Annotated in this window: 20 protein-coding genes and 1 pseudogene; 5 read left to right on the top strand and 16 right to left on the bottom strand. The window is 64.0% G+C overall.

Annotation, left to right across the window (positions count from 1 at the left end):
* Positions 1 to 1,441 precede the first annotated feature (1,441 nt).
* Both ACT3TS_RS15175 and ACT3TS_RS15170 read right to left on the bottom strand, forming a co-directional pair.
* Positions 1,442 to 2,884 carry an amino acid permease gene (locus ACT3TS_RS15175; protein ID WP_444532353.1) on the bottom strand — a complete coding sequence of 481 codons (1,443 nt, stop codon included), beginning with the start codon at positions 2,882 to 2,884 and terminating at the stop codon, positions 1,442 to 1,444.
* Between the two features lie 221 nt (positions 2,885 to 3,105).
* A complete protein-coding gene (locus ACT3TS_RS15170; RefSeq protein ID WP_444532349.1) occupies positions 3,106 to 3,732 on the bottom strand; it encodes a helix-turn-helix domain-containing protein in 627 nt (208 codons plus the stop codon).
* Between the two features lie 77 nt (positions 3,733 to 3,809).
* Here ACT3TS_RS15170 and ACT3TS_RS15165 point away from each other — a divergent pair, with 77 nt between their 5' ends.
* On the top strand, positions 3,810 to 5,204 hold the full coding sequence (locus ACT3TS_RS15165) for an MFS transporter (RefSeq protein ID WP_444532348.1): 1,395 nt from the start codon (positions 3,810 to 3,812) through the stop codon (positions 5,202 to 5,204).
* Between the two features lie 21 nt (positions 5,205 to 5,225).
* Here ACT3TS_RS15165 and ACT3TS_RS15160 read toward each other — a convergent pair whose 3' ends face one another.
* The 6 genes and pseudogenes from ACT3TS_RS15160 to ACT3TS_RS15135 form a co-directional block, all read right to left on the bottom strand.
* A complete protein-coding gene (locus tag ACT3TS_RS15160) occupies positions 5,226 to 6,035 on the bottom strand; it encodes a response regulator (protein WP_444532347.1) in 810 nt (269 codons plus the stop codon).
* Positions 6,032 to 7,414, bottom strand: coding sequence for a sensor histidine kinase (locus ACT3TS_RS15155; protein ID WP_444532346.1), 1,383 nt, complete (start codon positions 7,412 to 7,414; stop codon positions 6,032 to 6,034). Before ACT3TS_RS15155 ends, ACT3TS_RS15160 begins: the two co-directional genes overlap by 4 nt.
* Before the next feature lie 84 nt (positions 7,415 to 7,498).
* On the bottom strand, positions 7,499 to 7,798 hold the full coding sequence (locus ACT3TS_RS15150; RefSeq protein WP_444532345.1) for a hypothetical protein: 300 nt from the start codon (positions 7,796 to 7,798) through the stop codon (positions 7,499 to 7,501).
* Between the two features lie 42 nt (positions 7,799 to 7,840).
* Positions 7,841 to 8,617 (bottom strand): fumarylacetoacetate hydrolase family protein, encoded by a 777-nt coding sequence (locus tag ACT3TS_RS15145; protein ID WP_444532352.1) that lies wholly within the window; start codon positions 8,615 to 8,617, stop codon positions 7,841 to 7,843.
* A gap of 38 nt (positions 8,618 to 8,655) precedes the next feature.
* Complete coding sequence (locus tag ACT3TS_RS15140; protein ID WP_444532351.1) at positions 8,656 to 9,081, bottom strand: formate/nitrite transporter family protein; 426 nt, start codon at positions 9,079 to 9,081, stop codon at positions 8,656 to 8,658.
* 88 nt (positions 9,082 to 9,169) lie between these two features.
* Positions 9,170 to 9,316 (bottom strand): annotated as a pseudogene (locus ACT3TS_RS15135) (formate/nitrite transporter family protein); the annotation flags it as partial.
* Between the two features lie 64 nt (positions 9,317 to 9,380).
* On the opposite strand from ACT3TS_RS15135, the gene ACT3TS_RS15130 reads away from it, so the two are divergent.
* Complete coding sequence (locus ACT3TS_RS15130) at positions 9,381 to 9,581, top strand: hypothetical protein (protein WP_444532344.1); 201 nt, start codon at positions 9,381 to 9,383, stop codon at positions 9,579 to 9,581.
* A gap of 192 nt (positions 9,582 to 9,773) precedes the next feature.
* Complete coding sequence (locus ACT3TS_RS15125; protein WP_444532343.1) at positions 9,774 to 10,865, top strand: mechanosensitive ion channel family protein; 1,092 nt, start codon at positions 9,774 to 9,776, stop codon at positions 10,863 to 10,865.
* Positions 10,866 to 10,932: 67 nt separating this feature from the next.
* Here the strand turns inward: ACT3TS_RS15125 and ACT3TS_RS15120 are convergent, their stop codons facing one another.
* The 6 genes from ACT3TS_RS15120 to ACT3TS_RS15095 form a co-directional block, all read right to left on the bottom strand.
* Entirely contained in the window at positions 10,933 to 12,216 is a 1,284-nt protein-coding gene (locus ACT3TS_RS15120) for a hypothetical protein (RefSeq protein WP_444532342.1), read from the bottom strand.
* A 1-nt stretch (position 12,217) separates the two neighbouring features.
* Positions 12,218 to 12,727 (bottom strand): RNA polymerase sigma factor, encoded by a 510-nt coding sequence (locus ACT3TS_RS15115; RefSeq protein ID WP_444532341.1) that lies wholly within the window; start codon positions 12,725 to 12,727, stop codon positions 12,218 to 12,220.
* Between the two features lie 173 nt (positions 12,728 to 12,900).
* Positions 12,901 to 13,380 (bottom strand): DUF2690 domain-containing protein, encoded by a 480-nt coding sequence (locus tag ACT3TS_RS15110; RefSeq protein WP_444532340.1) that lies wholly within the window; start codon positions 13,378 to 13,380, stop codon positions 12,901 to 12,903.
* Positions 13,381 to 13,949: 569 nt separating this feature from the next.
* On the bottom strand, positions 13,950 to 15,062 hold the full coding sequence (locus ACT3TS_RS15105) for a branched-chain amino acid aminotransferase (RefSeq protein ID WP_444532339.1): 1,113 nt from the start codon (positions 15,060 to 15,062) through the stop codon (positions 13,950 to 13,952).
* A 151-nt stretch (positions 15,063 to 15,213) separates the two neighbouring features.
* Positions 15,214 to 16,281, bottom strand: coding sequence for a 3-isopropylmalate dehydrogenase (locus ACT3TS_RS15100; protein ID WP_444532338.1), 1,068 nt, complete (start codon positions 16,279 to 16,281; stop codon positions 15,214 to 15,216).
* A gap of 89 nt (positions 16,282 to 16,370) precedes the next feature.
* The gene (locus tag ACT3TS_RS15095) at positions 16,371 to 17,735 is read right to left on the bottom strand and encodes a cryptochrome/photolyase family protein (RefSeq protein WP_444532337.1); all 1,365 of its coding nucleotides are present in this window, start codon (positions 17,733 to 17,735) and stop codon (positions 16,371 to 16,373) included.
* A gap of 188 nt (positions 17,736 to 17,923) precedes the next feature.
* Here ACT3TS_RS15095 and ACT3TS_RS15090 point away from each other — a divergent pair, with 188 nt between their 5' ends.
* Together ACT3TS_RS15090 and ACT3TS_RS15085 are read left to right on the top strand one after the other, a co-directional pair.
* Positions 17,924 to 19,489: a DUF7134 domain-containing protein gene (locus tag ACT3TS_RS15090; protein ID WP_444532350.1), complete on the top strand. Its 1,566-nt coding sequence runs from the start codon at positions 17,924 to 17,926 to the stop codon at positions 19,487 to 19,489.
* A gap of 4 nt (positions 19,490 to 19,493) precedes the next feature.
* Positions 19,494 to 20,201 carry a response regulator gene (locus tag ACT3TS_RS15085; protein WP_444532336.1) on the top strand — a complete coding sequence of 236 codons (708 nt, stop codon included), beginning with the start codon at positions 19,494 to 19,496 and terminating at the stop codon, positions 20,199 to 20,201.
* A 124-nt stretch (positions 20,202 to 20,325) separates the two neighbouring features.
* Here ACT3TS_RS15085 and ACT3TS_RS15080 read toward each other — a convergent pair whose 3' ends face one another.
* Positions 20,326 to 21,162, bottom strand: coding sequence for a carbohydrate ABC transporter permease (locus tag ACT3TS_RS15080; protein WP_444532335.1), 837 nt, complete (start codon positions 21,160 to 21,162; stop codon positions 20,326 to 20,328).
* Positions 21,159 to 22,130 (bottom strand): carbohydrate ABC transporter permease, encoded by a 972-nt coding sequence (locus ACT3TS_RS15075; protein ID WP_444532334.1) that lies wholly within the window; start codon positions 22,128 to 22,130, stop codon positions 21,159 to 21,161. The genes ACT3TS_RS15080 and ACT3TS_RS15075 overlap by 4 nt, the downstream gene beginning before the upstream one ends.
* Between the last annotated feature and the right edge of the window lie 2 nt (positions 22,131 to 22,132).

The following is a 22,132-nucleotide window of genomic DNA, read 5'->3' as shown; positions in this document are numbered from 1 at the left end:
CACCCAGGTGGCCGACGGCACCTCGGAACTGTACGACGGCGTTTCAGCGGTCACCCCCGCTGGCGCCGCCTCCGCTCCGGCACCCATTCTGGCAATCCTCGGCGTCATCCTCGTAGCCATCGCACTGACGGTCATGCTGCGGCGCAGGGGTGCAGCACGCAAGGAATGACAGGCAAGATACGGACGTGAAAAAGCCGCCGCTTCTGCCCACCGGCTCCGCACCAGCGGGACGGTGGGCAGGAGCGGCGGCTTTTCATTCAGCTGTCGGATCCAAAAGTGTTTGCCACCAGCGGTGCTCTCTGACCTGCGGCTATGATTCAAGCTGGATCCGCGGAATTCTCACATTGGTGTCACTTTCCTACGATGTGCATCATCGTTGAGGCCGTCCTGTTCATCCTGATTCCAGATTTGTCTGGAATCAGCCGGTACTTTCGAGCATCGAGCCAACGCTTGCGGGAGTCAGGAGAATGTCCATGCACCGTAAGTACCTCGCTCGTGTCGCGGCAGCCCTCTTGGCAGTCGGTGCCATGGCTGGCTGCACCCCCGGCGCTAACTCCGGAAGTGTTGAAGTCGAAGTACGCACCATGGTCCCCGGGGCCCAAGGTAGCTCCTATGAGGTCAAGATCATTGGCCCTGATGGAGAATTAATCACTTCGCAAGAAGTCTCAGTTGGATCCACATACGGCATCGAAGGTATCCCCTTGGGCTGGATCTCAGTCGAGGCAACTTCCGGTTGCACAGGCGAAAGAGAGCTGACGTTAGAGTCGCCGAAGATGCGGATGGTAATTGACGGGAAAAGCTGCATTATCGCTGATTAGCCCATTCGGTCACGCGCCTAGTGACCGCCGCTGCATCCGTCCGCCAGTGACAGCTGTCGGAGCCTCATGGGCCTCAACATGTAGCGTTCGAGCGCGCTGTTCTGTTGAGTCTTGACCATCTGGGAACGTCAACATCTAGCCGACGATCCGATGGCGCACATTTTGGCCGGTCCCCGTGCCCTCGCAGGCTGTTGGTTTAACGAAGTAACCCCGAAGCTAGGCTTCGGGGTTCTCGATGTATTAGCAAGCGATGCTTGTTCGCTGCGTTATTCATAGCCTACTACGAATGGGAGGATGGCTCAGCGGGAAAGCCAATTTCAGTTTCCCTCGGCGCCCCCACGCTGGCCCCTTACTTGTCCGCATGCCAGAACGGCTTGGGTCGGGCAATTGAGCTCTACGAGTCAAATGACGGGCGAGTTTCTTCCAGACGCAATAGCCAAGGATTAGCCATCCCGTAGAAGGCCCCATATGAGCCGCAAGGACAATCCCAAATCGGCATGGTCGAGTCTTGCTGCCAAACAACAATCAGGCCGTCGACCGGTGACACGAAATCCGGACTGGTGACGCACTGATGACTCGAATTCCGGATCCAACGTCAACGCTCAGCCCCACTCAGCCAAGCGTCAGCTGAACAGTGCGTTCTTCGGCTCGTTCTTCTTCACAAACTGCCAGCCGAACCAGAGCACCAAGGCGATCACGGGGACGGCACACAAGGTCCACAGGCCCAGCAGGTACTGGCTGCCGTCGGGCTTGGTCAGGGTGTCAAAGCCGATGAGCACCGTGATCACCATGAGCGCAACCAGACCGATCCAGCTTGTCCACGGCGAACCCGGCATGGGCAGCGTCGACACCTTTCCCTTCTTGCGCCGCAGCATGATCTGGCAGGCAAAAATGGACGCCCAGGTGAAGATCACGCCAATGGAGGCGGTGTTCAGGGCCAGGTCGAAGGCGTACGATCCGCCCAGCCAAATGTTGGCCAGCACGCCCACCACGTACACGCCGGCGATGCTCAGAATCGCCGCGTACGGCACATAGCGCGACGACATCCGGGTCAGCCAGCCGGGGGCGTGCCCGTTGTTGGCCATGGTGCGGAAAATTCGGCCAATCGAGTACAGCCCCGAATTGCAGGACGACAGGGCCGCGGTGATGACTACAAAGTTCATCACCGAACCCACCCAGTCCAGCCCCATCGTGGCAAACACCGTCACGAACGGGCTCTCCCCCGATTTGTACTGGTCCGACGGCATGATCATGGCCAGCAGCGTCACCGAGCCCACGTAGAACACCACAATGCGAAGCACGACGGCGCGAATCGCCTTGGGCACTTCCCGTTCCGGATTCTTCATCTCACCGGCTGTGATGCCCACCAGTTCGATGGCGTTGTAGGCAAAGATGACCGCGTTCAGCGCCAGGATCATGACCAGCCCGCCCTTGGGGAACATGCCGCCCTCAGCGTGGAAAAGGTTGTTGACGGTGGCGTGGGTTTCACCGACCTGGGTGTTCATGACGACCATGGCCGTGCCAACGGCCAGGAAGATCAAGATGGCGCCAACCTTCAGGCAGGCCGCCCAAAACTCGAACTCGCCAAATGCTTTTACGCTGAGCAGATTCACCGCCACCAGCAGCGCCAGGGCACACAGTGCGCTGATCTCCACCGGCACCCCGGGGAAGAAGTATTGAAAGTACAGGCCGATGGCGATGAGTTCGGCAATGCCGGTCATGGCCCAGTTGATGAAGTACATCCAGCCCGACAGGTAGGCGCCCTTCTTGCCAAAGAGTTCGCCCGCGTAGGACACGAAGGACCCTGAAGTTTGCCTGTACATGATGAGCTCGCCGAGGGCCCGCATCAGCAGGTAGGCGATGACGCCTGCGAAAATGTAGGAAAAAATGAGTGCCGGTCCGGTGCTGGCAAGCCGTCCGCCCGCGCCCATGAAAAGTCCGACGCCGATGGCTCCACCCATGGCGATCATCGTCACGTGCCGTCGCGACAGGGTCTTTTGGTACCCCTCAGCCGAAACCGTTTTTGTGTCTGTGCCTCTGTCTGGGCCGTTGCCTGCGCCAGGCAGATGTGAAGCTGTGTCGGTGACGTCGTGTGACACGAAAATCCTTTAGTCGGTGAACGTCCCTGCGTTCGAGATCCCCGTTCGGTCGCATGTTTTGGCGGCAGAGCGTGGCTCAGGGGGCAAAGGACTTGTCGATTCTACTCCTTCACCGGACTCGTTTTTCGTGGCCGGAGCTGCCGGCACCCATCCACGAGCCGCCGCACAACCACTGCCGGACACCGACCTCACAGGTCCTCGCGCACCGCCATGAACGTGTAATCCCAGGTCTTGACGTCGGCATCCCCCGGGTCCCGGTGCAGTGCCCGTGCTCTCTTGACAACCTGTTCGATCTCGCGAAAAAGGTCGATGGCTTCCGTTGAGCTCAGCCGCAGGGTGCCGATCGACATCTCAGCCTTTGGATCGGCGTCCCTGCCGGTGGCAAAGTCCGGCGCCCACGTGAGCACCCGTGACAGGGCTGCGTGCTGGTCAATTTCCATCTGGGAAAGGTATGCGCCCAGGGAATACTCATCGGCCGCCCCCAGCGGGTCCTCCGGGGACCCGAGCCGGTAGGCCTCATTGGCAGCCTGCCACACCCGGTCGCGGTTGTCCCGGGCGAATTGCGGGGCTGGCTGGATCATGTCCGCATCGGCAAGAATTCGCAGGTGGTAGCTGAGCTTGTTTGCCGCCACCCCAAGCTGTTCGGCCAGGTCCGTTGCGCGGGCGTAATCCTGCGCCGCAAGGACGGACATGATCCGCCGTCGAAGTGGGCTCGACATCGCCTTGAGCATGGGCGAGGTCATGGTGCGCCCATTGATCGCGGTACTGGGGTCATCGTTCCCGCTGGTTGATCCAGCATCGGTGCTTCTTGCCATGGCCCCAGTGTACAAACAACCCAAATACTTAGGCAATTTATATTGCGCAACTATATTTGCGCATATACGCTGGGGGTATGACCTTGAGCCAGCAGCCCGTCGAAGACGCCGCGGAAACCCCGACCCGCCTTACGGGCAATCCCAACTATCTGTGGTGGCTGGCCACTGACACGTCGACGGCGTTTGGTTCCGCACTGCACAGCTTTTCTGTCCCGCTGTTGGCCCTCTACATCACGGGGAGCCCGGCCCAGGCGGGCATCATTGCCGCGATTGGGCAGGTGGGCAGAGTCCTGGCCACGCTCCCCGGCGGCGTTGTTGCCGACAGGCACAACCGCCGCACCTTGATGGTTGTGGGCGGCGTCATCGGCTTGACCATTGGCAGCGCCCTGACGGCATTTCAGCTCTCAGGACTGCTGGGATTCTGGCTTCTGACAGGGCTCAATCTGCTCATGAGCATGCGGAACGGCTTCTTCAGTTCAACCTCCAACGCAGCCTTGAAGTCGGTGGTCCGTGCCGATCAAATTGGACCCGCCATGGCGGCCAATGAGGGACGTGATGCGGTCATAGCCCTCTCCGGAGGACCTGTCGGCGGCATCCTGATGGGGTTTGGCCGCGCGCTGCCCTTCGCGGCGACGGCAGCGTCCCATGCCCTGGGCATCGTCGCGGCCCTCATGATCCGCAGCGATTTGCGCCCTCTGGACCGCCCAGTCCGTCAGCCGGACACCGAAAGCGGCACCGAAGGACGCACTGAGAGCAGCGCCGGAAGAGCCACCGGACACAACACCGATCCAGGGGCCACAACTTCCGGTGGCGGGCTCCTGCGCAGTTTCGTGGGCGAGGCTGTTTCCGGAATCAAGTGGCTGGTCCGGCGCCCCGAGCTGCGCGGCATCATGATTCTGGCGACGATCATCAATTTGGGCCTCAACTCGGCCGTCACGTCAGTGATTTTCGGGCTGCAGCAACAAGGCGGCACACCGGCGGAGATCGGCATGGTCTCTGCCGGAATCGGGGTCGGCATGCTGCTGGGATCGCTGATTGCCGCTCCCCTGGTCAGGCGGGTCGGTGCGGGCTGGATCATCATCACGGGGCTGTTCCTGATGACCGCGTCGCTTGCCGTGCTGCCCTTTGTCACGGCGCTGCCGGCGATCATGGTGGTGCAGGCTGCGGCTGTTTTCGGTGCCCCCGCCATCAATGCCGCCCTCCTCGGCTATTTCATGGTGGCAGTGCCCACCGAGTTGCTGGGCAGGGCAGGCAGTGCCCTGGACCTGTTGTCCATGGGTGCCACTCCCCTGGCCCCGCTCGTTGCCGGTTTCGGGTACGCACTCCTGGGCTGGAGCGGAATTCTTCTGGCGTGTGCCGGCATCTGCGCCGTTGCCACCGCCCTGGCGTTCATGAACCGCGGCCTGCGTGACCTGCCGTCCTCCGACCACTGGGCCGAACACGCGGCGGCCATGGGCGACTCCGGCAAATAGCCGACTCCGGCACCGGGCGATTCAGTGCCGGGAGTCCCGGAACAGCAGGGCCGCCTGCACCCGGTTTTCCAGCCCCAGCTTCGCCAGGATGCGCGACACATGCGTCTTCACGGTCGCCTCGCTCAGGAACAGCTCCCGAGCGATCCCGTCGTTGCTCATCCCCTGCGCCACCGCATCCAGCACCTCGGCCTCGCGGGCGGTCAGCAGCTCCAGCCTGGCCACGGCGGCGTTCGATTTCGTCGCGGCCGCGCGTTCCCGGGTCCGCTCGATCAGCCGCCGGGTCACCGTCGGCGCCAGCATTCCCTCCCCTGCGGCGACGGCACGTATCGCGTGAAACAGCCTGTCCGGGTCGGTGTCCTTGAGCAGAAAACCGGCAGCACCCGCTTCAAGCGCGGCAAACACGTGGTCGTCCAGGTCGAAGGTCGTCAGCACCAGCACCTGCGGCGGCGTTTCCAGTCGGCGCAGCTGCGCCGTGGCCGTGATGCCGTCGCCGCCGGGCATCCGCACGTCCATCAGCACGACGTCGGACCGCCGGCGCCGCGCGCACGTCACCGCCTGCGGACCGCTGGCTGCCTCGCCAACAACCGTCATGTCCGCCCTGGAGTTCACCATCTTTATGAGGGCGGCCCGGACCAGCTGTTCGTCGTCAACCACGATGACGCGGATCTGGTCCGGGGCCCCGGCAGTATTCGCCGGCAGGGGGTCGGACACGGTTTCCGGCACGAGGTCCGGCACGGTGGTGGGTGCGGCAGCTGTGCGGGAGTCAGCTTCGGCAGCCGTGACGGCGTCAGTGACGGCGGTTTGTGCGGCACCTGTTTGGGAAATTGTCATGATTCGGGGCTGCCGCCGTTCTGGTGCCAGGCCGGGATGACGGCCTGCAGTTCAAAGCCGGATTTCGTGGGACCGTGGTGCAGGGTTCCGCCCAGCAGCCGGATGCGTTCAGCCAGGCCGACAAGGCCGATCCCGGCTCCCGGAGCGGGCTGCACCGGATCGCCGGAGTCGTCCGCGAACTGGTGGTCGTTCACGAGAGGTTGGTGGTTCGCCGACGGGCGGTCATTCACAACGAGGATGTGAAGTTCACTGCTGCCGGATTCCACAGAGTGCATTTCCAGGGTGACGGCTGCCTGCGCACCGGGCGCGTGTCGGCACACGTTCGTGATCCCCTCCTGCACCACACGGTAAGCGGCCCGGCTGACCGCTTCTGGAATAGCACTGGCCAATTCCGGATTCGGCGAATAATCAAGGGCAATCCCAGCCTGGCGCCATTCCTGCACCAATCCGGCAATCTGCCCCATATCCGACGGCGCCATGCGGGAATGGACTGTGCGGGAGTGCGCCGGTTCCTTCACGGCCACCGCACTCCCGACATCCAGACTGGCACGACCCGCGCTCGTGAAACCGGGTGAGAGACCGGGCGGAACCGTGGTCCATTCGGTCTCCACCGCCGAGGTGCCGTCCTCGTGCAGTACGCCGAGCACGTCGCGAAGTTCGCCGAGGGCGGCGTGGGCGGTTTCGCGGATGACCTTGGCGGCGTTTGCCGTCTCCGTGTCGGGGGCGTCAACCTGCAATGCGGCGGCTTGGACCGCTACCAACGACATCTTGTGGGCGAGGGTGTCGTGCATTTCGCGGGCAATCCGGTGGCGCTCGGCCAGCTTGCTGCGGTTTGTCTCAGCGAGCCGCTCAGCATCGGCGCGTTCGGCACGGTCGCGCAGCGAGGCCATGGTTACCTCCAGCGCCCTGGCCCGCTGGCCGCGGTAAGCGCCCCAGGCCGCGATGGCGCACTGTCCCACGACGGCAAACAGCAACAGGCCCCACGTGAGCGGTTCAATCCCCAGCAACGCTTCCGCACCCACAGCCAGCACGATTGCGCCCGCAACCCACCCGTCAAGCCGGCGCTTGGCCAGCAGGAACAAGGCCACAAAGAACGCAAAGCCGCTGAATGACAACGCGCCCACAATGGCTGTTGCCGCCGCCACGGATTTCGGGAAGCGGTGCCTCCAGATCAGTGCAAGTCCTCCCAGCGGCGCGAACAACGGCGCTAATCCAAAGCGGGCCCACTCAAGCCCGGAATTTTCAGGGTCTGGCACCGTCCCATCGTCAATGCCCAGTCCGATCGAGACCATGCACAGCATGACATCTGCGAACACAACTGCCACGACCAGGGCAACGGTCCGCCAGGGGCTTCCGGCACGCAACATTTTTATCTTCATGTTTCAAGCCTAAAAGTCCGCACCATGCCGGCACATCCAACTAAAGTTGTCACCCGCGGCGCCTGCTGCAGAAGTCCACCGCGGCTATTTGCCGTCGGTGTTTTCCGGGCTCCGGGCGTCGTCCCGGGCTCGGGAATTCCGCCGCATTCTCAGCCGCAGCCACAAGCTGGCAGCCGCCAGGACCACGGCGACGACGATGAACACCTGCGCGAGCAGCTGCGGACCGCCACTCATGAAGATGACCCTCGCCGTCACGCCAAACACTGCCGCGGCCGCAAATGTCCACCCCGCATAGGGCTTCGGCGGCGGGTTTTTCAACCTCCGCTGGGCAGCCTCGTTCATCGCCTGGCCAATGCCGCGCCCAAAGGCGCGCTGCCCCCTCACGCCAGGTCCCGGCGTCGTACGTTGACCAGCAAGACGCCTGCGCTACCGGCGCACGACAGGGTTGGAAAGGCGGCCGATGCCTTCAATTTCGACGTCGTAGCGGTCACCTTCGGTGAGCAGGTCGACGCCGGCCGGGGTGCCTGTCATGATGACGTCGCCCGGGAGGAGGGTGAAGGCGTGGGAGACGATGGAGACGAGTTCGCGGACGCTGCGGACCATCTGGTTGCTGTTGCCGTCCTGGCGGAGTTCGCCGTTGAGCCAGCCCTTGATGGCGACGTCGTCGGGGTCCAGCTCGGTTTCGATCCACGGGCCGAGCGGGGCGGAGGTGTCGAAGCCCTTGGCGCGGGCCCACTGGCCGTCACTCTTTTGCACGTCGCGGGCGGTGAGGTCGTTGCCGCAGGTGTAGCCGAAGATGACCTCGTCCACGCGCGACTCCGGGACGTCCTTGCAGATGCGGCCGATGACGACGCACAGTTCGGCCTCGTAGGAGATTTCCTCGGAGAATTCCGGCAGCACGATGGGCTCGTTCGGGCCAACCACTGACGTGTTCGGCTTCAGGAACAACAGCGGGCTCTCGGGGACTTCATTGCCGAGCTCGCGGGCGTGCTCGGTGAAGTTGCGGCCCACCCCGATGACCTTGCTGCGCGGGATGATCGGGGCCACGAGGCGCACGTCGTCCAGCGGGTACTTGATGGCGGTGGTTTCCACGCCATTGAAGAACGGGTCGCCCTTGATGACGGTGACGATTTCACTGCCGGGTGAGCCTTCCACAATGCCGTACATGGGGTCATTATCAACTACAAATCGGGCTATACGCATGGCACCGAGTCTAGCGGGAAAGTTGGCCCGCCAAACAGCTACCGGGCGGACCTGCCTTCGGCGTCGGCCTCTGAACCTTTCCTCTTCACGAGCTCCTTGGCGCGCACCAGGCGCAGGGCCGTGACCAGCAGCACTCCCCCGGCAACGTTGAACAGCACCGTGTACCAAAACCAGCCCAGCCATTCCAGGTAGCCGAACGGGGCCCCGGCGTGGATCGCCCCGAAGATCAGCAGGGAATCCAGCACCGAGTGAAACAGTGGCAGCCCGGCCAACAGAAATGCCCCGCCCACTGCCGCCACAATCTTGGCCGGCATGGAATCGGTGCCCTGCTGCATGCGCGTCATGAGCGTGATGGTGCTGCCACCGAGGATGGCCAGGGCGGCCGTCTGCACTGACAGCGGCGCCAAGGCAAAGTGCGATGCGGATTCCACCACGGTGTCGCGCCATTCCGGGAACGCCTGCATGACCAGCCACATGATGACCCAGCCCCCGGGCGAGATTGGCCAGCAGCGTGCCGCCCCACAATTTCAGCAGCTGGCCCACGCGGGCCTCCTTGGCAGCCACCGCGGCCAGCGGAACCAGGAAACCTTCTGTGAACAGCTCGCTCTTGGCCAAAAGCAGGGCGATGAAACCAATGCTGAATGCCAGTCCGGCCAGGAGCTGGTTTCCGGTGGCATGTTCGACGGCGAGATAGGCCATGATGCCCAGGCCCACCTCCATCCCGCCAAACACCCCCCGTGACCAGTGTCGAAGGCCACGTCCTGTGCAGACGCTGCGCCCCTTCCTCAACGATCCGGTCAAAGGACGTTTCCAGCTCTTCTTCCACCGGGGCGTCATTGCCGCCGAGGTCACGACGGCGTTGCTGATCGTCCATGGTTTCTCCTCCCAGTTCGCGGTGCAGCTTGCGGTGCACGGCCAACGGCCGGCCGGTCCGATTTATCCAACGTTTATTCCTGCATGGTAGCGCCCCACCGGGCCGGGCGGTAGTGTTTGGGCGCCTGTCGGAGCAAGTCAATGGCGTGCGGGCGCGGAGTATTTTGCAATCGCGACCGGAAATCATTGCGTCCGCGGGCAGATCACCTTGCGTTTGTGGGAAAGAACTCTGGCGCGGCGGTCAGCTGGACAAACCCCCAGGGTTCCCTGTCACGATTGACGGATGGAAGAACTCGAACTAACGATCAAACCCATCCTGGCGATTCTGGCCGCGGTCGCCGCCGCACTGCTGATTACAATCCTGCTGCGGCTGGCCACCAACCACGCCTTCCGCAAGATTCCGGACTTCAAGCGCCGCTCAGCACCGGCGAAGGCGCCGGTCTTTGTGGTGCTGTTGTGTGCGGGGCTGCGCATTGCGCTGGCTGCCACCATGTCCGGCCAACCGTGGTTTGCCCTGACTGATTTCATTCTCGTGGCGGGCTTCATAGCAGCCTTGTGCTGGTTGTTCCTGGCGGCACTGATGGTTGCCGAACGCATTGTCCTGCGCCAATTCACCGGGCGCGTCACCGACAGCCGCCGCCGTCGCAGGCTCACCACGCAGGTGACGTTGGGACGGCGCATCGTCAGCGCCCTGGTCATCACCCTGGCCGTGGCCGGACTGCTGCTGACCATCCCCGAGGTCAGGACGCTGGGGACCGGCATTTTGGCCTCCGCCGGACTGATCTCCATCGTCGCCGGCCTTGCCGTCCAGAGTTCGCTGGCAAATGTCTTCGCCGGTGTGCAGCTGGCCTTCACCGACGCCCTCCGAATTGACGACGTGGTGGTCGTGGAAGGCTTGTGGGGACGGGTTGAAGAGATCACGCTGACCTATGTGGTGGTGCGGGTCTGGGACGAACGGATGCTGATCCTGCCGTCCACACACTTCACCACCACCCCCTTTGAGAACTGGACCCGCAACAGCCCCAAGATCACGGGCAGCGTGGAGCTCGACCTCGACTGGCACACACCGGTCTCCGAGCTGCGCACCCACCTTGCCAGCCTGCTGGCTTCCACCCAGCTTTGGGACGGACGCACCGGAAAACTGGACGTGACGGACGCTGTTGGCAACTTTGTCCGGGTCAGGATTGTTGTCAGCGCCACGGACAGTGGCGACTTGTGGGATTTGCGCTGCCTGGTCCGCGAATCGATGGTGGGCTTCATCCAGCAGAGTCAGTCGTCGGCACTGCCGCGCCAGCGCTGGGAAATGATGCCCGGCCACGAGAACAAGGCACCGCAGCCGGGCGCTTCGGGCCCCCTGCCCGCCGAGCTGGTCTAACCGCGGACCCGCAACCCGGGTGCCTGGCTCTTCCGGCCCCGCGCTTCCGGCTCCCTGCTTCCGGATGTCAGTCTTCCGGCGAGCCGACCAGCTGTTCCCGCAGCGAGACGGGGACTCCGGCATTCTTCATGTCGCTCTCCAGAGCCTTGATCATGGCGTCCGGGCGCGGATCCACTCCCGGACGGGGCTCCCAGTTGGACACTGTCTGGCCCAGCTTGAACTCGTAGGCGGTGCCGTTGTACTTGGCAAAGTAGAAGAACGGGCTGCTTTCCTGGATCAAATTGGATGCCTTGAATTCATCGAGCCACCGCTGGTAGCCGGCGTCGCTGAGCTTGAAGGACAGCCACCCGCCGGCACAGGCCAGGACCGTGTAATTCTCGGGATGGGCGTTGATGTCCTTCATCACCCACGCCTCGGGGTTGTCAGCCGTTGCCACGCTGTCCATGGTGCACGCGGCTCCCGTGTCCGGATCGCTTGCGGCGGTTGTTGCCGCGGGCGACGTGGCCGGCGTGGATTCCGGGGCGCCGACCAACGCGGGGCGCAGGCTGGGGGAAATGCCGAAATTCCGTTCCAGTCGGCTGTCCAGCTCGGCGGCTTTGTCCGCCGCCGTCCCCCCGGCGGTCTGGATGACATCCCAGCCCTGTACATAAATGTATTTGTTGTAGAGGTAGCTGCTGCCGTCGAATTTCGCGAAGTAAAAGTCACCCCGGGAGCCATTGCCGTCACCGCTGCCGTTGCCTGCGCCTTCGTCCAGCAGCCGCTGATAGCCGCCGTCCGTCAGTTCAAAAGCCAGCCACCCGCCGGCACACCCGAGGACCTGGAAGTCTCCGGGGAACGTTTTCATGTTGCTGAGCATCTGCCCCGCCTGGTCCGTCACGGTGACATTGTCAAAAGTGCAGCTGATCCCGGTGGTTGGGTCGACGGGCGGTGCCGCGGGCTGGGTGGCCGGGGCCGATGTCGGACTTGGCACCGGGGTGGGTGACGGGGCTGATGTGGTGGCCGGGGCTGGGACGGGTCCCGCCGGTTGCGGCTTGAGCACGCCTTGCGCCAGCACACCAAAGACTCCAGCCGCCGCGATGAGCACCACGGCCGCCACCGCGATGGCCACAGAACGCGCATTGGCGAACCACGGCCTGCGTGGCCTTGCCGGCCGCAATGAACTTGGCCGCTCCGGGTTTGGCCGGGCCGCGGCCGCGGGCACCGGACGCGGGTGGCCCGCGGTTGGACGGTTGGCTGCTGTGTGCGGCGCCGCGGACACCTCCGGCTCCGGCGCGACCACGGGAGAGGAGGTCCCCGCCGTTTCATCGGGAACAGGGTTGATGCTGCGAAGCATCGATTCGATGGGGTCCATCTCAATCCCTCCCGGTGGGACGCAGCCGCACGGGCAGCGCCTTTTCAAATGATTTGCGGGCCCGGTGCAGCCGGACCCTTGCGGTGGCTTCCTTGCAGGAAAGCACCTGGGCAACCTCTGCCAGGCTCAGCTCTTCCCAATACGTCAATTGCAGGATTTCCCTGTCCTTTTCCCGCAGCCGTGCCAATGCTGCCGTGATGGCCGCCCGGGCGCCGTCGTCCTCGGTCCCCTGGGCCTTGAGCCGCTCGCTGTCACGCAGCCTGTCCTGCAGTTGCGCCGCGCGGGCCCTGCTCCTGTACTCGTTGCCGATCAAGTTCCGGGCCACGTTCAGCAGCCAGCCAATGGATGGATCTGGTTCACTGTCGGCCTTTTGCCATGCGATGCGGAAGACGTCGGCGGCGATTTCCTCTGCCGTCTGGTCAGAGGAAATCCGACGCCTGACATAGCCAAGCACGCGCGGCTTGAACTCTTCGTGCAAGGCGCGGAAACTGTCCTGCCGGGTAAGTGACACCGGATCCCTCCATCCGTGGTCCAACTTTGTGGTTTTGGTGCGTGGTGCTGGTTTTGCGTCGTGACGGGTGCGCACCGTTGGACGGTTGCCGGGAGCTGGGTGCGCACCGTGCGCTGAAGTCAGTTTCTGGCTTCAGCGCACGATCCGGCTCCGGTGGTCAGCTTGTCTGCCTGTCAGCAGATTGTGCTGCGGCCGCTGCCTTCGGTGGTGGCCGTTGTGTTGTTCCGCACCTGCCAGCCCACAGTCACGCACGTGTTGCCGGGCGCGTAGGTCTGCAGTGTGTCGGCGGCATCGCCGGCATCCACAACTGCGCCGAACCCGCCGCCGTTGTGGTTGTTGGACATGTCGACTGAATAGGTGTTGCCCGGCGTGAAGCCGTAGACATTGACCCAGTTCGTGCCGCACGCCGGCGAATAGACCAGCTGGGCCAGGCCCTGAACCTCGTTGTACACCGCATTGCGCATGTCCCACTCCTTCACCACATACGCGCCGATGTTGCAGCCGGTCTCGATGGGATCGGTGCTCTCATAGGGAAAGCGCGAATCGGACGGATTCGGGTCCGAGGCTGCATTGGCCATGGCCGGCATGGCCAAGCCCAATCCCCCGGCCGCCAAGAGTGCCGCCGCTGCCGCTGCTGTTGTTCGCTTCCACATGGTTTTTCCTCCTGCTGCGTAGTTTGGAATCTTCGCACGGCCAACAGGCCGCCATACACAGGTAGTTTCCGGATAAGTGGTCTACGTTACATTCCCGGGCAGAAAAATGTCAGAACTTTCGGATTGGGCTCCGGAAGTGGACGGTGCCCCGGGGCTCGGTGTCCGCACAACGGAAATCCTGCTCCCCCGATTCAATTGACCCCAAATGGCCACATGTGAGCTGCACGGCGGGTCCCTCCGTCGCGAATCAGCGCCTGGGCCGCGAATCAGCTGTTGGGCAGCAGCTGAATCGCGGGCCAGACGCTGATTCGTCGTCACGGCGCAGCTTTCAAAGCGCAGGGTTCGCGGGCCAGCAGCTGAATCGCGGGCCAGACGCTGATTCGTGGACTCGGCGCAAGTTTCACGGCGGAGCTCGTGCAAAAACTACGGCACCCGGCGCACCAAAGGCGGTGTCCCGGCGTCGTGCGTGAACAACGGCGGATGCCAACAAAAATGGCCCGCAGCAAGAAGCGAAAATCACGCAGGAATCGTAAATTTTCGCCGCTTGCCGCGGGCCTTTTGCGCGGGAACTACGCCAGGCGGGTCATCCAGCCGTGGAGGTCCTCGACGCTGCCGGTTTGGATGCCGACGAGCTGTTCGCGGATGGCGGCGGTGACTTCGCCGATGCCGGTGGCGGGCGAGGCGATGGTGCCCTCGGCCGTCTTCAGCTCGCCGATCGGGGTGATGACGGCCGCGGTGCCGCACGCGAAGACCTCGGTGATGTCGCCGGCTGCGACACCGGAACGCCATTCGTCGATCGTGATTTTGCGTTCCTGGACGGTCATCCCGCGGTCGGCGGCGAGCTGCATGACCGAGGAGCGGGTGATGCCGTGCAGGATGTGGCCGTTGAGTTCGGGGGTGACCAGGGTGCCGTCCTTGAACACGAAGAAGATATTCATGCCGCCGAGTTCTTCCACGGCGTTGTCATTGTGCGGGTCAAGGAACAGGACCTGCTTGCAGCCCTGCGCCTCGGCTTCCATTTGGGCGGCCAGCGACGCGGCGTAGTTGCCGCCGCACTTGGCCTCGCCCGTGCCGCCTTCGCCGGCTCGGGCGTAGGTGGTGGTGAGCCAGATCGACACGGGCTTCAGCTCGCCGCCGAAGTAGTTCCCGGCCGGCGATGCGATGACGCGGTACGACACCTCACGCGCCGGGCGCACGCCCAGGAATGCCTCGGTGGCGATCATGAACGGGCGCAGGTACAGGGCGTCACCATCGTTGCTGGGAACCCAGTCCTGGTCAATCGACACGAGCTGGCGCAGGGATTCCACGAACGTTTCCGGCGGCAGCTCGGGCAGGGCCACGCGGCGCGCCGAGGCGTTCAGGCGGGCGGCGTTCGCCTCGACACGGAAGGACCAGATCGACCCGTCCGCGTGGCGGTAGGCCTTCATGCCCTCAAAAATTTCCTGCCCGTAGTGCAGCACGGCGGCGGCCGGATCCATCATGATGGGCCCGTACGGCTCAATGCGCGCGTTCGACCAGCCGCCTCCACCATTGGCGTCAACCTTAAAATCGACCACTGCGGTGTGGTCCGTGAAGTGGTCGCCAAACCCGGGGTTGGCCAAAATGGCGTCACGCTCGGCGCTGCTCTTGGGATTCTCATTGAGCTGCTGCGAAAAGCTCAGCTCATTGGCGATCTGGGTCATGCTTCCTCCACATTTTTATGCCCTGGTGAGTGGCCGGAGCGTTCTCAATCCGCCCCGTTGCGCACTCGCTGTCAATACCCCAAGCGTACTCCGGGAACGGTGGGTCCGCCGGTCGCTGCGGCGCGGGTCCGCACTGCCATGGACGACGGCGTTACAGCGCCGCCGCGATGGCGTCGCCAATGGCGCTGGTGGCCCTGGGCGACGCGGCATTGCGGGTGGCGATGTCGGCCGTGACGGCAGCCTCGACCTTGGCCGCGGCACCATGATGGCCCAAGTGGTGCAGCAGCAGTGCCGCCGACAGGATGGCCGCCGTGGGATCCGCCTTCTGCTGGCCGGCAATGTCGGGGGCCGAGCCGTGGACCGGTTCAAACATGGACGGGGCGGTGCGGTCCATGTTGATGTTGCCGGAGGCGGCCAGGCCGATGCCGCCGGTGACGGCCGCGGCGAGGTCCGTGACGATGTCGCCAAACAAGTTGTCGGTGACGATGACGTCAAAGCGGGCCGGGTCGGTGACCAGAAAAATCATGGCCGCGTCAACGTGCAGGTAGTCAACGGCAACCTCGGGGAATTCCTTCGCCACGGCCTCGACAGTGCGCTTCCACAGGTGGCCGGCGTACACGAGCACATTGTGTTTGTGGACGTACGTGAGTTTCTTGCGGGGCCGCTCACTGGCGCGGCGGAAGCCGTCGCGGACAACACGCTCCACACCAAAGGCGGTGTTGACCGAAACCTCGGTGGCGACCTCGTGCGGGGTGCCCTTGCGCAGCACGCCGCCATTGCCGACATAGGGGCCCTCGGTGCCCTCGCGGACCACGACGAAGTCGATGGTGCCGGGGTTGGCCAGGGGTGAGGCCACGCCGTCGTACAGGAAGGAGGGGCGCAGGTTGACGTAGTGGTCGAGGCTGAAGCGCAGTTTCAGCAGCATCTCGCGCTCAATCAAGCCGGACGGGATGGAGGTGTCGCCGGGAGCCGCGCCAACCGCGCCGAAGAGGATGGCGTCGTGGCCGCGCAGGGCCTCGATGGTGGTGTCCGGGAGGGTTTCGCCGGTGGCCAGCCAGTGCTCGGCGCCGAGCTTGTAATCGGTAAGCTTGAGCTCCAGGTGCTCGGAGGCGGTGACGGCCTGCAGGACCTTCACGGCCTCCGCCGTCACCTCGGGGCCGATGCCGTCCCCGGCGATTACGGCAATGTCCATCACGGCAGTTTCATTCGATGCGCTCATGGATTCAGCCTAGCGAAACCATCCACATGATGGTCAACGTATCTCAAATAATGAGACGTGGCGCGTGTTGCCACTCCCCCGGCCGCCCATCATTTGATGGAGGCATAACCCTCCAGGGCCTCACGGCGGCTTTCCTGCAGGTCAACAATGGGCTCGGGGTACTCCGGGCTGGCGGCCTCCGTCACCCATCGGCCAACGTATTTTCCCTCGGGATCAAACTTCTTGGCCTGGGTCAGCGGGTTGAAGATGCGGAAGAAGGGCGAGGCGTCGGCACCGGAACCTGCCACCCACTGCCAGTTGGCCGGATTGGAGGCTGCGTCGGCATCCACGAGCGTGTCCCAAAACCACTGCTCCCCCGCCCGCCAGTCAATGCCCAGGTTTTTGACCAAGAAACTGGCGGCAACCATGCGGACGCGGTTGTGCATGGAGCCGGTATGCCACAACTCGCGCTGTCCGGCGTCCACCAGCGGGATCCCGGTTTGCCCCCGCTGCCACGCAACCAGCTGATCGGAGCCCTCGTGGCCGGGTTGGCGCCACGGAAAGTCGTTGAACTTCGCCCGCAGGTTGGCGGTGGCCATATCCGGGTGATGGAAAAGCTGGTGCCAGCAAAATTCACGCCAGCCCAGCTCGGAGGCAAAGACGGCAGGGCCATTGCTTCCGGCCTGCTCCCGACGGGTTTCGGCGAGCGCAGCCCATACCTGAAACGGGCTGAGCTGTCCCCATCGCAAATACGGAGACAGGCGGCTGGTTCCCTTGCAGTCCGGCCGGTCCCGCGCGTCGGAATACTCCGCCACCCGGTCCGCAAGGAAGCCGTTCAGCAACTCATGGCCAGCAGCAACGGTGGGGGTCCAGCTTTCGCGCAGACCCCCTGCCCAGTCGGGGGCTTGCGGCAGGAGCTCCCAGCTATCCAACTCGTCGCTGTCCGGCAGCTTCCCCTCGAAGCCGTGTCCCGCGGCCGGCGCATCCAGCGGCGCCCGGAAATCCTGGGCTGAAACTGCACGCCAAAATGGCGTGAAGACCTGGTAGGGATTCCCCGCCCCGGTCGTGACCTGCCAGGGCTCATGCAGGAGATTGGCCTGGAAACTTTCGTCGTGGAGGCCGTTGTCCCGCGCCCAGGACTTCAGTTCCGCGTCGACGCTCCGTTCCGGTCCTCCATAGCGGCGGTTCCAATACAAGGCACAGGCCCCCACCTCGGCGGCCAGCGCCGACACCACCTCAGCTCCGGGTCCGCGGCGCAGGACCAGCTGGATGCCCAGGGCGTCCAGTTCGCTGCGGAGGTCAACCAATGCGTGGTGCAGCCACCATTTGGCGGCCCCGCCCAGGGCCCTGATGCCCGGCGACACCTCGTCCAGGACGTAGAGTCCCACGGCGGCACCGTCCGTTGCGGCAGCCAGCAGGGCAGGATTGTCTGCCACGCGCAGGTCATCACGGAACCAAATGACGGAGACATTCATCGGTGGCCTTTCTGTCGTTCGATCTAAGAAAAATCCAGCACCGTCCCGGCCAGGGGCAGCCCACAGGCCCGACGGTCGCTGCGGGGAAAAGTTGCTGCAATCCCATCGTATTCCGACAGCAGGCCGGGATCTCCCCCCAGGGCAGGATGCCTGCGAGCGCGGCGGCGCCTAGAGTTGGACGTGTGATCATGCATTCCATCTACGACTGGTTCCGCCGGCACCGTTTCGCCGTGGACTTCGTCCTCATGGCGGTGCTGTGGCTCATGGTGGTGCCGTTCAGCCTGTCCACGATGACTCCGGGACTGGACAGCACCGCCTCCACCGTTGCCGCCCTGTTCTTCAGCACCGCCCTCGTGGTCCCCCTCGCCTGGCGCCGCACCCGCACCGTCACGGCCGGTTTCATCATCGCCGCCGTGGCCATCCTGCAATGGGCATTGAATGTGCTGCCCATGCCGGCCGAGATTGCTGTTCCCCTGGTCGTCTATGCCCTGGCCGCCTTCGGCCCCCGCTGGGCAAGCCTTGGCGGACTGGCCCTGGCGCTGCTGGGCGCCATCATGATGGTCACCCGATATTTTTACGACCTCACGACTTTGTCGCTCGGCGACATTCCCCAGGGCATTGCCCTGGTGCTCATGGTCTGGGTCCTGGTCTTGTTCAGCTGGACCGCCGGCGACCTCACCCGCACGAAGCGGCTGCGGGGCCAGGCCCTCGAGGACCGCGCCCACCGCCTGGAAATCGAGGCCCAGCACGAACGTGATCTCGCCGCCAGTGACGAACGCGCCCACATTGCCCGCGAAATGCACGACATCGTGGCCCACTCCCTTTCCGTCATCATCACCCAAGCCGACGGCGCCCGGTACGCCGCGGTGGCCAACCCGGAGATCGCACCCGAAACGCTGGCTACAATCGCCGCCACGGGCCGCTCGTCCCTGCAGGAGATGCGCCGCCTGTTGGGCGTGCTGCGCGGCGACGGCGAGGCGTCCACCCGCCCCCTGCCCGGCCTGGGCGATCTGGACGAACTGTTGCTCGGCATCCGCGCCGCCGGCCTGCCCGTGGACTTCGCCGTCACGGGCGAGGCCAGGCGCCAGCTCCCGCCCGGCGCCGAACTCACCGCGTACCGGGCCGTCCAGGAGGGCCTGACGAACGTCATGAAGCATGCCGGGCCCAACGTTCAGGCCGCCGTCAACCTCACCTGGAACGCCCGGGGCCTGGAAGTGGCCGTGCGCGACGACGGCCGCGGCGCCACCGTGGGCCTCTCGACTCAGGCCCCTTCCCACACGCCGCTCACCAACACAGCACCCTCGAGCCCGGCACACTCACACCCGGCCTCTTCGACGGCGGCTCACCCCACCGTTCCGCTGTCCCCGGCGCGGGCACCCCAGCCCGTCAGCGCGGGGACGCCCGGTTCCATCGCACCCGGCCCACCCGCTCCTCCCGGTTCACCCCCCGGCGGCCCTCCCGGCTCAAACCCAAGCACCCCGTCCCTGGGTATCCCCAGCACCCCAAGCACAGCTTCCCGGGGTGCCGGCGGAAGGATCGACGTCGTCCCTTCCCATGGCAACCGGCACACTGCTGCCGCTTCGCCCAAGGGCAAGGCGGCGGATGCCGGCGCTGCACCGTCCGCCGGGGCCGCCGGAAACGGTTTGCGCGGCATGGCAGAACGCGTCAAGCTTTACGATGGCACCCTGGCGGCCGGACCCCTGGTCGGCGGCGGCTTCGGAGTCACGGCCTTCATCCCCTACACGGAGAACTAAACACATGACACCTTCCTCGCCCATTCGGGTTGCCCTCGTGGACGATCAGCAGCTGGTCCGCTCCGGGCTGGGCATGCTGATCAATTCCCAGCCGGACCTAAACGTTGTGCTGCAGGCGGGCAATGGGATTGAGGCGTTGCGGGGGCTCTCGGCGACGGCGGCCGACGTGATCCTCATGGACGTGCGGATGCCGGGCATGGACGGGCTTGAAACCACGCGGAAGTTGATGGAGCGAACCAAGGCTGCACCGGCGGGGTCGTGGCTGGCAGAGCTGAAGATCGTGGTGCTGACGACCTTTGACCTGGACGAGTATGCGCTGGCCGCCATCCAGGCCGGGGCCAGCGGCTTCCTGCTCAAGGACGCTCCGCCCGAGGAACTGCTCGGCGCGATCAGGACCGTCTTTGCCGGCGACGCCGTGATCGCCCCGTCGACCACGCGCCGGTTGCTGGACCATGTGGCACCCATGCTCTCCGCACCCAGCCCCGCCAATGACGCCAACGCTGTTGCCGTCGCGAGCCTGACCGCACGGGAGCACGAGGTGTTTGTGCTGATTGCCAACGGGCTGTCGAACCCGGAGATCGCCGTGCAGCTGTTTGTCTCCGAGGCGACGGTCAAGACCCATGTGGGGCACATTCTGGCCAAGCTCAACGCCCGCGACCGCGTCCAAGTGGTTGTCATCGCCTATGAGACGGGCATCGTCTCGCCGCGGTAGCTGCCCCCGGCTGTTTCGAACGCTCCTGCAGGAGAGGGGCTTAATTTGCGAACGCTCCTGCAGCTAGAGTGCAGGAGCGTTCGCAAAACAACTGCCAAGTCTGATGGAGCGTTTATAGCGGGGGTCAGCCCTTCACCGCTCCCGCGGTCAGGCCCTGCACGATGAACTTGCTGGCGAAGGCAAAGATCACCAGGGTCGGCACCACTGTCAGCACGGCCGCCGCTGACATGGAACCCCAGTCGATGTTGAAGCTGGAAATGAAGCCGGCCAGAGCGGTGGGGATGGTCTTGTTTTCGTCGCTGTTCATCAAGGTCACCGACAGGAACAGCTCGTTCCAGCAGTTGACGAAGTTGAAGATGAAGCTGGCGGCGATGCCCGGCATCATGACCGGCACGAGCACCCGGAACAGCGCGCTCAGGCGGGAGCAGCCGTCGATCATGGCGGCCTCCTCCAGGGCGTCCGGCACGTTTTCAAAGAAGCCGCGGAGCATGATGGTGCAAAACGGGATGCAGATGGCGATGTAGACCAGGATCAAGCCCGTCTTGGAATCCACGAGATCGAAGTTGGTCATCATCATGTACAGCGGGCCCAGGGCAATGAAGCCGGGAATCATCTGGGTCAGCAGGAACGCCGCCATGACGGCACCGCGGCCGGCAAATTGGAAGCGGGCCAGGACGTAGGCGGAGAGCAGGGAGATCAGCGTTGCCACGGTCGCGGCAACTGTTGCCACGACCAGGCTGTTGATCATGTACTGGCCAAAGTCGGACTTGGTGAACAAGCCAATGTAGTTCTCAAAGGAGATCTCGCTGGGCCAGTAATCCAGCGGCAATGAATAGATGGCCCCGGGGGCCTTGAGGGACGTGACGACGATCCAGTACAGCGGGAAGATCGTCACGATCAGGCACATGGCAAGGAAAACGATCTTGCCAACACGTCCGAAGATGCTTTGCTTGTCGATCATCGGTTGGCCTTTCGGGGGCGCATGGCCATCAGGTAGAAGACTGCGAACAGCATCAAGGTGAACACCACTATCAGGCCAAGGGCGGAGGCCTGGCCGTAATCGCCTTCCTGGGTAATTTTGATCATGTACGTGGTGATGATATGGGTCTGGTCGGCGGGACCGCCGCCGGTCATGGCCCAGATGATGTCCGGGAAGTTGAATATCCAGATGACGCGCAAGAGGATGGTCAGGCCCAGTGTCACGGCGATGGCCGGCAGGGTGATGCTGAACAGTGTCCGCGCCTTGCCTGCCCCGTCCAGCGCAGCAGCCTCATACATGTCCTCGGACACCGATTGGAGCGCAGCCAGGATCATGATGGCGAAGAACGTCACGCCATACCAAATATTGGCAATGATGATCGCAGTCATGGCAAAACCCGGTTCGGCCAGCCACGGGATGGGTCCGTCAATGATGCCTGCCTTCATGAGCAGATCATTGACCACGCCAAATTCGGCATTGAACATCCAGCGGAACAACATGCCGATGAGGAAGCCGGAAACGGCCCAGGGGAAAAAGATGAACGCCTGGTACCCGCTGCGGAACTTGAACTTGCGTTTCAGGAACAACGCCAGCGCAAAGCCAATGACGACCTGCGGAACCAGTGAGCCGACAACCCACACAACTGTGTTGCGGACAATGGTGCCAAACTCCGGATTTTCAAACAGTTTCTGGAAGTTCCCCCAACCAATCCACGAGGTGTCGGAAAGGTCGTTCAGGTTCCAGTTGCGGAACGCCATTTGGCTGCCGGAAATCATGGGGTAGTACGTAAAGATGGCCACAAAGATGGCTGCCGGCGCCATGAACGCCGCCAGCGTCCAGGCCGTTCGGGAGTTGAAGCGCTTCTTCCTGCGAAATTCGGTGTGCGGTTCCGGTGGTGCGCCGGCCGGCTTGCGCCCGCGCACCACCTCCTGCTCAGCTTTGAGTGCCACGA

It is taken from the genome of Specibacter sp. AOP5-B1-6, assembly GCF_052376555.1.
Classification (GTDB): domain Bacteria; phylum Actinomycetota; class Actinomycetes; order Actinomycetales; family Micrococcaceae; genus Specibacter.
Note: the sequence above shows the minus strand (reverse complement) of the source record. Positions and strands in the feature narration are given on the sequence as shown.